The following is a 10,199-nucleotide window of genomic DNA, read 5'->3' as shown; positions in this document are numbered from 1 at the left end:
GCTCACACCTCACCGACGAAGGAGTACGGGACCCAGGGCCCCGACAGCTCGATCTGCGCGCCGGTCCGCTCACGCAACACCCCGATCTTCTCCCGGAGTTCGTCCACCCGGTCCTCCGCGACGAGATACGTGGCATTGAGCACGTGCACACGCCGCTCGCCCACCAGCGCCGCACCGTGCGTCCGCAGCCGGCGGGACGCGGCGGCGAGCGAACGCAGCTCGGCGTCGACCGCCTCCGCGACCCCGAGCGCCTCCTCCCTGCCGCGCTCCCTGCGCTCGTGCAGAGTGCGCTTGCGGTTCAGGTAGGCGAGTCCGGCGCCCGGCGTCCGGGCACCCGTGGAGGCGGGCGCGGCCACGACCGGGGTCCGGCGCTCCGGTGACGGCGCGGTCCCGAACACCTTCACGCCCCACTCCGAGTGGTGCGCGACGCGCTTCAACGCCTGGTGGAAGCGCGCGCCCTCGTCATCGAGGACGGCGCGGGCCCGTTCGTCGTCGAGGTACAGCGTGGCGAGCGGCAGCGGCACCGTCGCGCCGTGCGCGGCCACCGCGGACACCACCTCGTGGTGGGCCCGCGCGTACCGCTCCAGCTCAGCGGGGTCCGCGAGGCGGACCTGCCACACGTCGTCGGTGAAGTCGGCGGCCGGCACCGACTGGACGACGGCCGCCAGCGCACCGGACGTCAGCAGCCGCACCGGTCCGCCGCCCGGCATCCCCGCGAGGCCGGAGAAATCGGCCGCGCCGACGGCTCTCGTCGGGCGGCACACGGCGAACACGTAGGTGGTGTCGGCGGAGGCGGGGTGTGTCATGTGCGGTCGTGCTCCTCTTCTTCTCTGTCCTCTTCTCCTTCTCCGCCCTCCAGCGCCTCCAGCCGGGCGCGCAGCTCACGGTTCTCGTCGCGCAGCGCGTCGCGGGCCGCGTGCGAGCTGAGCGCCGGGTCGGTCTCCCACCAGTCGATGCCCGCCTTCTTCGCGGTGTCGACGGAGGCGACGAAGAGCCGGAGCCGGATCGTGAGCAGCTCGATGTCGAGGAGGTCGATCTTGATGTCCCCGGCGATGACGATGCCCTTGTCGAGCACGCGCTCCAGGATGTCGGCGAGGTTGGTGCTCGGAGGGCCGGGCACCGGGGACAGGTCGTGCCGGTGGTCGAGGTCGGTCACCTGGACGCTCCTGTGCGGCGCTTACGGCTCGGGCGTTTGGGCGGGTCCTCCCATTCGTCCTCGTCCTCGTCGTCGTCCTCGCTGTCTTCGCCGTCGTCCTCGTCCTCGTCTTCCTGGTCTTCCTGGTCTTCGTTCTCGGCCTCGTCGTCGTCCTGGCCGTCTTCCTCGTCCTCGTCCTCTTCGGGCTCGTCCTCGTCGTCCTCGTAGCCCTCGTCGTCGTCCTGGTTCTCGCCGTTCTCTTGCTCCTCCTGCTCCTCCTGTTCGACGGCGTCCTCGTGGGAGAGGACGACCTCGCCGTCGCGGATCTCGCCGCGCCAGCCCTCCGGCTCCTCCTCCGTGAGCGTGACGTAGCGCGCGAAGTGCTTGAAGTCCAGGCGCATACGGCGGCCCTGGACGCGCCACAGGTTGCCCGTCTTCTCGAAGAAACCGGCCGGGTAGTACTCGACGACCAGGACGATCCGCGTCAGTGTCGGGGCCAGTTCATGGAAGCTGACCGCGCCGCGTGTACTGCCCTTCGCGCCCTCGGAGGTCCAGACGATCCGGTCGTCCGGGATCTGCTCCTGCACCGTGGCCTTGAAGCTGCGCGAGGACGGGCCGATCTTGACCTTCCAGTCGCTCTCCGTCTCGTCGCTCTTCGACACGGAGCGCACGCCCTTGGTGAAGCCGCTGAACTGGTCGTACTCCGTCCAGGCGTTGTAGGCGGTGCGCAGCGGCACGCCGACGTCCAGGACCTCGACGATGTTCATGGCCTTGCTGTCGCCGGACTTGCGGCCGCCACCGCCACCGCCGCCACCGCCGCCGCCCCCGAAGGCCTGCTTCGCCTTGTCCACCACCGTGTCCTTGGCGCCCTTCGCCTTGTCCGAGACGAACGCCTTGACCGGCGACTCGCCCTGGAGCACACGGGAGCCGATGGACGCCAGCGAACCCGGGTTGTCGGCCGCGTCGCTCAACTTGTCGGTCAGGCCGGTGAGTTTGTCGCCCGCCTTCTCGGTCAACTGCTGCATCTGGGCGCCGGCGAACTTCGTCAGCTCGTCCTTGAGCCGTCCGAGCCCGGAGTCCTCGGGCCCGCCGGACTCGTCCCTGTCGTTCTGTGCCATGACGGGTTACCTCCGCCGATCGGCGCGCTTGGAGGGTGCGCGGTTGGCTGACGCCGACTTCTTCGCGGCGGATTTCTTGGTGGCCGACTTCTTCGCCGGGGCCGTCTTCTTCGCGGCGGACTTCTTGGCGGGAGCCGACTTTTTGGCCGGGGCCGCCTTCTTCGCGGGTGCCGACTTCTTGGCGGGCGCCGCTTTCTTGGAGGGTGCCGATTTCTTGGAGGGCGCGGACTTCTTCGCGGGGCTGGTCTTCTTCGCCGGGGCGGACTTTTTCGCCGGAGCGGACTTCTTGGCGGGAGCCGACTTCTGCGCGGCGGTCTTCTTCGCCGCCGGGGCTGCCTTTTTCGCCGGTGGTGACTTTTTCGCCGGTGCCGGTGGCGCCTTCTTGGCCGGTGGCGCCTTCTTGGCCGGTGGGGCCTTCTTCGCGGGTGGTGACTTCTTCGCCGGGGCGGACTTCTTGGCCGGCGCCGGCTTCTCCGAGGAGCCCGACTTCTCCGACGAGCCGGGCCTCCTCGCCGGGGCGGACTTCTTGGCGCGGGACGGCCGCTTGGCGGGGGACTTCCGGGGCGCGGCGGACGTGCGCTTCGAAGGGGCGTCGCGGTGCGGTGTCCCGCCGCGCTTGGCGGGGGCGGCGGGGGCCCGCTTGCGGCGGGGGCGCGGGGCGGGGGCGTCCTCCTCGGGCCCGTCGTCCTCGCTGTCCTCGTCGTCCTCGTCCTGCTCGTAGCCGTCGTCGTCCTCTTCCTCCTCGTCGTCCTCCCCTCGGGGCTCGTCCTCGTCGTCGTACGCGTCCTCGGCGTCGTCGAAGCCGTCCTCGTCGTCCTCTTCGCCGTCCTGGTCCTGGTCCTCGTCGTCGTACGCGTCTTCGTCTTCGTCGTCGTCCTCGCCGGAGTCGGACCGCTGCCGGTGCCCCCGGTCGTCCCCGGCGTCGTCCTCCGCGTCCTCGTCCTCGGCCTCGTCGTCGTACTCGTCCGCGTCCTCGTAGCCGTCGTCCTCGTCCTCGTCGTTCCCGGCCTCCTGCGAGCCGGTCAGGCGGGCCGTCCGATCGCCGATCGCGTCCGCGAGGGAGTTCATGCCGCGGTTGGCGGCGGCGGTCAGGGCCTGGCGGCCCGCGCCGAGGACCTCACCGCGCAACTGGTCCTGCAACTCCGCGAACTGGGGCGTCTCGCTGAGCTTGCGCATGCCCTGGGCGGCCAGCTGACGGGGGTCGAGGGCGAACCGGCGCCCCGCCAGATAGGTCGCGACGGTCAGAGCCAGCCGGCCCTTCTTGGTCCGGCCCAGTACGTACCCGCCCACCACGGCGGTGGCGAGCGCCACTTTGCTCTGGTCGTCCATGCGTTGTCACCTTCTGTTTGTTGGCGCCGGACCGGACGGGGCCGGACTGGTTGGGGCCGGACTGGTCGGTGCCGGACGGGTCTGCGCGGCGTACAGCCGGTCGAGCAGCCGCTCCTCGCGCGCCTCGAACTCGGAGAGGGAGATGAACCCTTCGTCCAGCTCCTGGTTGAGCAGGGCGAGCTGCGCGCGGATCACCCCGGGGTCGTACAGCTCGCGCTCGGCGGCGTCCCGGAGCCGTTCGGCGACCCAGACGACGCCGCGCGCCGGGGCGAGGGGGAGCAGCAGCACGCCGGAGATGAGGCCCATCGTCAGGCCCCGGTGCCGACGAAGCTGTAGCAGGGGAGCGGCCCGGCGAGGCGGAGTTCGACGTGGTCGCGGTGTGCGGCGGCGAACCGTTCGGCGGCCGCGCGGAACCGCTCGGTGTCCGAACGGGCCACCAGGAACGACACGTTGAGCGCGCATCCCGGCACGTCGGGCCCCGTGGTCACCGCGCGGGCCATCGAGGCGAGGCCGTGCAGCGCCTGCCGTCCGGCGTCGGCCGCGCGGCGGGCCAGAGCGGCGGCGACGGCTTCGCCCAGGCGTACGTCGGCCTCGTAGCCGGGGCGTCGGCGGGCCGCGTCGCGCAGCCGTCGTACGGTCGGCTCACCGGCGACGAGCGCGGCGAGGGCGTCGTCGGCGGGCAGCGCCTTGACGTTGATCTCGACATGTCCGGCGAGCCGTTCGAGCGTGGTGAGGTGTTCGGCCTCCGCCGCGCCGAGCTGCGTGCGCAGGGCGTCCTCGGCGGGTGCCACGGCGCCGAAGCGCATCGGCAGGACGGGGCCGCTCTCGGCGAGCGCCGTCAGCAGATTCTGGTGGGCCATCAGGTCGCGGCGCCGGGCCCGCAGCCGGGCGGGCGCGGCGCTGACGACCGCGTCGAGCGCGCCCTCGCGGAGGGTGTACGGCGCGGCGGGCGGATCGCCGACCCCGGCCGCGCCGACGGGCAGCCGGGTCCCGGCGGGGACGACGGCGTAGACGTACAGGGAACCACCCGTTTCGCCGACCGCACCCGACTCGCCTTTCCCGGTCGACCGGGCCCCGGGCGTCGGCCTCGTCCGTCCTGCCGGCCGGGGCTCACCCTTCCGCCCGGCCGCTCCGGTCGTCCCGTTCCGTTGCGTCATGCTTCCGCCCTGCGCCGTCGAGTCGTGCCGCTGCCACTGCCGGACCTGCTGCCGCCGCGTGCGGGGGCCCGGCGCTTCCTCGGGCGCTCCTCCTGCTCGTCGCCCGAGTCGTCCCTGGTGTCCCTGTCGTCGCCGTCGTCCGCGTGGTCTCCGTCGTCCTCGTCGTCGGAGTGGCCGCTGCCGCCGCCGACCACCTTGCGGACGGTGTCGCCGACGGACTCGGCGGCGTTGCGCACCTTCCGCTTGCCGATCTTCTTCGCGGCGCCGCCGCCGATGAGTTCGGGGACGGTGGTGGAGCCCGAGTCCCGTTCGAGGTCGAGGCGGTTGCACGCCTCAGCGAAGCGGAGATACGTGTCCACACTCGCCACGACTATGCGGGCGTCGATCTTCAGGATCTCGATGCCGACGAGGGAGACCCGCACGAAGACGTCGATCACCATGCCCCGGTCGAGGATGAGTTCCAGGACGTCGTAGAGCGTGCCGGCGCGCGGCGGGCAGGGGGCGATCTCGTCGGCATAGGTCGTGCTGGTCATCGCGGTCCTTCCGTGGACGGGGTGGCGTACGGGCTGGCGTCACTCGTCGGCGGCGCCCCGCCGGTACCGGCGGACCCGGCGGTACTCCTGGAGTTCGCCGTCCGCGTCGAGCAGCACCTCGTAGGAGGCGAGCAGGCTCGTCGTGTCCGGGATACGGGCCACTTCGAGGACGTCCACGACCACGTACCAGCCGCCGTCGTCCGAGCGCTGGACCGCCGAGACGCCCTCGGTGCGGTGGCCGATCAGCTCCTGCAGGGTCCGGCAGGCCGTACGGGCGGCATGGGCGGGACCCCGCGCGGGCGCGGATCTCTTCCGGGTCGCCGTCGAGGAGGCCGCGGCCCGTGCTGAACGTTGCTCTGCCATGACTCCCAGTGTTGTCAATGTGACGCGCGGCGCATCTTGGGAGAGCCACACGGAGAGCCCAGCGCGGAGCCGCGCGCAGGCGCCCGGTGCCGGGGGGTGTGAGACTGCCAGGGGGCGGCGACGCCCGCGGGACGGTGCGGCGGAGAGGAGCGGGGCGTGGTTCCTGAGTCGGCGGACGGCGCCCTGGGCGAATTCCTCGCCGACCCCGCCAACCTGCCCCTCGACCTGGCGACTTCCGTGGCGGGCAGCGCGAAGGCGCTGGGGCTCGCGAACGCGGTGGTCTACCTGGCCGACCTCCAGCAGCGCCGGCTCACCCCGCTCAACGCGACGGTGCCCGCCCTGCCGATCGACGGCTCCCTCGCGGGCTGGAGCTACCGCACCCAGTCCCTGCGCGTGGACGAGCACCACCACGGCGGCATGGTGGCCTGGCTGCCGCTGGTGGACGGGGCGGAGCGGCTCGGCGTCCTCGGGGTGACCGCGCCCTCCCTCGACCCGGAGGCGCTGCGCCGGGGCCGGACGCTCGCGGCGCTGTGCGCCCTGATGATCACGTCGAAGCGGGCCTACGAGGACTCCTTCGCCCGCACCGCGCGGACCGACGCCATGACGCTGCCCGCGGAGATGCTCCGCGCCTATCTGCCGCCGCGCACCATCGGCTGCCCCCGCGCCCTGTCCACCGCGGTCCTGGAGCCCGCCTACCAGCTGGGCGGCGACGCCTTCGAGCACGATCTGACCGACACCGCGCTGCACACCGGGGTCCTGGACGCGGTCGGGCACGATCTGGCGTCGGGGCTCGTCGCGGTGCTCGCGCTCGCCGCCGCCCGCAACGCCCGGCGCGTCGGGGCCGATCTGCACGATCTCGTCGACTGCGTCGACGCGGCGCTGTCCCGGTGGCTGCCCGACAAGTTCTGCACCGCGATCTTCGCCCGGCTCGACCTGGCGACGGGCCGTCTGAGCTGGATCAACTGCGGGCACCCGCCACCGCTGCTCATCCGTGACGGGCGCCTGGTCCGGCACGCCCTCGACCGGGACCCGGAGCCGCCCATGGGGCTGCCCGCCGTCCTGTCCTCCGTACGGCGTCATGTGCACGAGGCCGCTCTCGAACCGGGCGACCGGGTGCTGATGTACACCGACGGGGTGACCGAGGCGCGCAGCGCGGACGGCGGCCAGATGGGTCTCGCCACGTTCGCCGACTACGTCATCAGGGCCGCGGCCTCGGGCGAACCGCCCGCGGAGACGCTGCGCCGCCTCATCCACGCGCTGCTCGAGGCCGAGGAGCACCGGCTGCGGGACGATGCGACGATCCTCATGTTCGAGTGGTGCCCGCAGCCGGACTGACCGGGGCCGGCCGGGCGCCGGCCGTCAGCCCGTGGGGCTGTCCTCCAGGGCGAGCCCGGCGAGGTGGTCGCCGAAGCCGCCGTGTGCGCGCGGGGTGAGGCGGCCGGAGGTGGCGACCGGGCAGTCGGCGGTGCGAAGGACCCGGTGTCCGGTGGCGGTGAGCGCGTCGACGAGGCCGTGGTCCTCGCTCACCGGCACGGGCGGGAAGCCGCCGACGGCGGTGTACGCGTCGGCGCAGACGCCGAGGTTCGCGCCGTGCACGTGCGGGTGGTGCCAGGGCCCGCGCGCCGGACGGGTCGCCGTGTACTGGAGCAGGTGCCGTTCGGCGAGTCCGGGGACGGGCTGCGGCCACCGCTTGACGTCGACGGTGCCGACGACCGCGTCCCAGCCCTCGACGGCGCGCGCGTACTGGAAGGCGAGCCAGCGGGGCGGCACGGTGCTGTCCGCGTCGGTCGAGGCGAACCAGACGCCCGCCGGGCCGTTCAGGATCTCCAGGGCGCGCTCGGCCGCGACCGCGCGGGCCACCCCCACGTTGCCGCTCACGATCCGCACCGTCTGGGCGCCCGCGCGGAGCGCCGCCGCGGCCGTGCCGTCGGAGCAGGTGTCGGCGGTGACTACGGTGAGCACCCGGACCCGCCGCAGGGCGGGGTGGCGCGCGGCGGCGCGGATCGCGTCCAGGGCGCCGGGGAGCAGCGCCTCCTCGTTGTGCGCGGGGACGAGGACGGCGAGGGCACGCGGCCTCACACCAGGCCTTCCGCGGCGGCGGGGGAGGGGGGCGGCGTGCCGTCGGCCCCGCGCCGCCCGAAGGTCTGCAGGACGAAGTCCGGTTCGCGGTGGTCGGAGGCGAGCGCGAGCTCCGGGACCGCGCCGAGGACGCGGGCGAGTTCGTCGCCCGCGTAGAGGTGTTCCGCGACCGGGTGGTTCCAGTGGACGGTGACGAGGGTGCCGCCCGGTTCGAGGGCGTCGACGGCGTGCTTGAGCACGAGGTCGAGTTCGGCGCGGTCGAAGTAGTACAGCAGCTCGGACAGGACGACGAGGTCGAAGGTGCCGGTGGGCCACTGGCCGGGCAGCGTGAGGTGGCGGACCTCGACGTGCGGCAGCCCTGCGGTGCGGCGGGCCGCCGTGTCGACCGCGGACGGTACGCGGTCGCAGGCGAGCAGCGTGTCGCAGCGATCGGCCAGGCGCACGGTCAACTCGCCGACGGAGCAGGCCGGTTCGAAGGCGCGGCGGTAGCGGGGGCGGGGCAGCGCGGCGAGCGTGAGGTCGTACTTGCGCCGCTCGTACCAGCGCTCGGCCAGGTGCCAGGGGTCGGCCGCGCCGCGGTACATGTCCTCGAAGTACGAGGGCGGGGTGCTCACTGGAACAGGACCTCCGTCGGGCGCAGATGATGGGCGAGCTCCTCGGGCGGCAGCACCGCCGCGTCCCCCGGGCCCGGTCCCAGCGGGTGGATCTGGGTGGTGAACCGGTCGATCGCCGCTCGCTTCAACTCCCGCACGTGCGGCGGCAGTTCGATACGCCGGGCGGCGTGCCACGGCACCCTCTCGTCGTCCGGCCGCGCCCAGTGCCACATCCAGACCGGGTAGAGGGAGCAGGGTGTGCCCGTGCGCCGCGCGGCGGTGCGGGCGGCGCGGCCCGCCGCCTCGTGGTCGCTGTGCACGTCGCCGGTCCAGGGCGCGGCGACCAGGTCGGCGCCGCGCAGCAAGGGGGCGAGGGCGTCGGCGAGCTGTTCCTCGTGGTCGGCGACGCCGGTGTCCGGCACGCCGAGCCTGACGATCCCGGCCTCACCGGCGCCGAGTTCGGCGAGGGCGGCACGCAGTTCGTCGGCGCGCAGCCGGGCCAGGGACGCGGGTGTCACGACCTGGCTGTCGGGGTGCGAACCCTCGCCGTCGGTGAGGGAGACGACGGTCAGTCGCACCCCGCGCGCTGCCAGGAGCGCCATCGCGCCGCCGAGGCCGAGCACCTCGTCGTCCGGGTGGGCGGCCACCACCACGACGTGCCCGCTCTCCGGCAGCCGCGCGGCCGGCATCGCGTCCCATCCGCCCCAGGCGCGCCAGAGGGCCTCGTCGGTGCCGGGGGCCTGGATGGCGTTCGCGGGCGCGTCCTGGTGGTCGTCGGATATCGCGGGGCGGGTCACGCGGACTCCTCGGGGCGTGCCAGGAGGGCGCCGAGCGCCGCGAGGTCGCGTTCGCCGTGGTGCTGGCGTGTGTAGACGGTCAGGTCCGCGACGGCGCGCGCGTGGCGCAGGTCGTGGCAGAGGGGGCCCGCGCCGGTGGCCCGGCCGACCCGGGTGAGGACCTCGGCGCACACGGACTCCACGAAGGCACGCACCCGCATGGCCCGTACGCGGGCCTCGCCCCGCCGGTCGAAGGGGTCGGCGTCGATCTCGGCCGCGGCCTGGCGCAGGACCGCGCCCGCCGCGTGCAGCTGTATGTCGACGGCGCCGAGATGGGCGTCGGTGTGCGGTTCGGGGCGCCGGGCGGCGGCGTCGCGCAGGGTGCGGGCGACGGCGACCGCGCCGCCGTACCAGCAGGCGGCGACGCCGATGCCGCCGTGCTCGAAACCGGGCCTGCGCACATAGGACCCGACATCCCCGACGGCGACGGCCGGAACCTGGTGGAAGCGGACGTCGGGTGTGTCACTGCCCGCCATGCCCACCGCCTGCCAGGTGCCCTTCACCGGCACACAGGTGTCCGGGTCGACGGCGACGGCGAAGAGCCGCCGGCCTTCCGCCGTCCGCGCCGTGACGAGGGCGTGGGTGCAGCTCCGCGCGCCCGAGCAGTACGGCTTGAGCCCGTCGAGGACCCAGCCGTCGCCGGAGCGCACGGCCTCGAGCGTGGTGCCGGGGGGTTCGGCGGCCCACACGCCCCAGCGCTGGCCGGACCGGGGTGTGGGGCCGTCGAGTTCGGCGAGGATGGCGAGGGCGTCCACGTGCCCCTCGACCAGGCGCGCCAGACAGAGATCGTCCTCGGCGACGGACTGCAGGGCGGCGAGCCGTTCGGCGGTGCGCCCGGAACCGGGGAGGGGGAACTCCAGCGTGCCCCGGTCCATGAGATCGACCACCGAGGCGAACCCGGCGGCACTCTCCCGCCTCGCCTCGTCCGGCGCGACACCGTCCCGGGCCTCTTCGACCGGTTCGTCGCCGTTCGCCGACGCGGGCGCCAACATGCTGTCCGTCATAGGTGTGTTGTTCCTTGCCACTCAGAAAGCTGATCAGGAAGCCGGCCCGGCC

General features: G+C 73.6%; 13 protein-coding genes. 1 reads left to right on the top strand and 12 read right to left on the bottom strand.

The genetic code is table 11. The annotated features are described in order from the left end of the window. Positions 1-2: 2 nt before the first annotated feature. The 8 genes from C1N81_RS10795 to C1N81_RS10760 are packed head-to-tail and all read right to left on the bottom strand — an operon-like array spanning position 3 to position 5,635. Positions 3-806, bottom strand: coding sequence for a GvpL/GvpF family gas vesicle protein (locus C1N81_RS10795; RefSeq protein WP_394428552.1), 804 nt, complete (start codon positions 804-806; stop codon positions 3-5). Continuing rightward, positions 803-1,156, bottom strand: a complete 354-nt coding sequence (gvpJ, locus tag C1N81_RS10790; protein WP_394428551.1) for a gas vesicle protein GvpJ — start codon at positions 1,154-1,156, stop codon at positions 803-805. Before gvpJ ends, C1N81_RS10795 begins: the two co-directional genes overlap by 4 nt. Beyond that, entirely contained in the window at positions 1,153-2,253 is a 1,101-nt protein-coding gene (locus tag C1N81_RS10785; protein WP_394428550.1) for an SRPBCC family protein, read from the bottom strand. Before C1N81_RS10785 ends, gvpJ begins: the two co-directional genes overlap by 4 nt. Before the next feature lie 6 nt (positions 2,254-2,259). Beyond that, positions 2,260-3,582, bottom strand: coding sequence for a histone protein (locus C1N81_RS10780; RefSeq protein ID WP_394428549.1), 1,323 nt, complete (start codon positions 3,580-3,582; stop codon positions 2,260-2,262). Positions 3,583-3,588: 6 nt separating this feature from the next. After that, entirely contained in the window at positions 3,589-3,888 is a 300-nt protein-coding gene (locus tag C1N81_RS10775) for a gas vesicle protein GvpG (protein WP_394428548.1), read from the bottom strand. 2 nt (positions 3,889-3,890) lie between these two features. Then, a complete protein-coding gene (locus tag C1N81_RS10770) occupies positions 3,891-4,739 on the bottom strand; it encodes a GvpL/GvpF family gas vesicle protein (RefSeq protein ID WP_394428547.1) in 849 nt (282 codons plus the stop codon). Further along, on the bottom strand, positions 4,736-5,272 hold the full coding sequence (locus C1N81_RS10765) for a gas vesicle structural protein GvpA (RefSeq protein WP_394428546.1): 537 nt from the start codon (positions 5,270-5,272) through the stop codon (positions 4,736-4,738). The genes C1N81_RS10770 and C1N81_RS10765 overlap by 4 nt, the downstream gene beginning before the upstream one ends. Before the next feature lie 39 nt (positions 5,273-5,311). After that, positions 5,312-5,635, bottom strand: a complete 324-nt coding sequence (locus C1N81_RS10760) for a gas vesicle protein GvpO (RefSeq protein ID WP_394428545.1) — start codon at positions 5,633-5,635, stop codon at positions 5,312-5,314. Positions 5,636-5,791: 156 nt separating this feature from the next. Here C1N81_RS10760 and C1N81_RS10755 point away from each other — a divergent pair, with 156 nt between their 5' ends. Continuing rightward, positions 5,792-6,970, top strand: coding sequence for a PP2C family protein-serine/threonine phosphatase (locus tag C1N81_RS10755; RefSeq protein WP_394428544.1), 1,179 nt, complete (start codon positions 5,792-5,794; stop codon positions 6,968-6,970). A 24-nt stretch (positions 6,971-6,994) separates the two neighbouring features. On the opposite strand, the gene C1N81_RS10750 is transcribed toward C1N81_RS10755, so the two are convergent. The 4 genes from C1N81_RS10750 to C1N81_RS10735 are packed head-to-tail and all read right to left on the bottom strand — an operon-like array spanning position 6,995 to position 10,147. Then, entirely contained in the window at positions 6,995-7,714 is a 720-nt protein-coding gene (locus tag C1N81_RS10750) for a glycosyltransferase (RefSeq protein ID WP_394428543.1), read from the bottom strand. Then, complete coding sequence (locus C1N81_RS10745; RefSeq protein ID WP_394428542.1) at positions 7,711-8,328, bottom strand: class I SAM-dependent DNA methyltransferase; 618 nt, start codon at positions 8,326-8,328, stop codon at positions 7,711-7,713. The genes C1N81_RS10750 and C1N81_RS10745 overlap by 4 nt, the downstream gene beginning before the upstream one ends. Next, positions 8,325-9,104, bottom strand: coding sequence for a PIG-L deacetylase family protein (locus tag C1N81_RS10740; protein WP_394428541.1), 780 nt, complete (start codon positions 9,102-9,104; stop codon positions 8,325-8,327). The genes C1N81_RS10745 and C1N81_RS10740 overlap by 4 nt, the downstream gene beginning before the upstream one ends. Next, positions 9,101-10,147, bottom strand: coding sequence for an acyl-CoA dehydrogenase family protein (locus tag C1N81_RS10735; protein ID WP_394428540.1), 1,047 nt, complete (start codon positions 10,145-10,147; stop codon positions 9,101-9,103). The genes C1N81_RS10740 and C1N81_RS10735 overlap by 4 nt, the downstream gene beginning before the upstream one ends. Positions 10,148-10,199: the final 52 nt, after the last annotated feature.

This window comes from Streptomyces sp. SGAir0957 (genome assembly GCF_043523415.1).
The sequence above is the reverse complement of the archived record's forward strand: the minus strand, read 5'-3'. Positions and strand labels throughout refer to the sequence as shown.

Excerpts from the sequence above, each read along its gene's own strand:
- C1N81_RS10795 (WP_394428552.1), bottom strand. The coding sequence starts at position 806 with ATGACACACCCCGCCTCCGCCGACACCACCTACGTGTTCGCCGTGTGC.
- C1N81_RS10785 (WP_394428550.1), bottom strand. The coding sequence starts at position 2,253 with ATGGCACAGAACGACAGGGACGAGTCCGGCGGGCCCGAGGACTCCGGG.
- C1N81_RS10780 (WP_394428549.1), bottom strand. The coding sequence starts at position 3,582 with ATGGACGACCAGAGCAAAGTGGCGCTCGCCACCGCCGTGGTGGGCGGG.
- C1N81_RS10775 (WP_394428548.1), bottom strand. The coding sequence starts at position 3,888 with ATGGGCCTCATCTCCGGCGTGCTGCTGCTCCCCCTCGCCCCGGCGCGC.
- C1N81_RS10770 (WP_394428547.1), bottom strand. The coding sequence starts at position 4,739 with ATGACGCAACGGAACGGGACGACCGGAGCGGCCGGGCGGAAGGGTGAG.
- C1N81_RS10765 (WP_394428546.1), bottom strand. The coding sequence starts at position 5,272 with ATGACCAGCACGACCTATGCCGACGAGATCGCCCCCTGCCCGCCGCGC.
- C1N81_RS10760 (WP_394428545.1), bottom strand. The coding sequence starts at position 5,635 with ATGGCAGAGCAACGTTCAGCACGGGCCGCGGCCTCCTCGACGGCGACC.
- C1N81_RS10735 (WP_394428540.1), bottom strand. The coding sequence starts at position 10,147 with ATGACGGACAGCATGTTGGCGCCCGCGTCGGCGAACGGCGACGAACCG.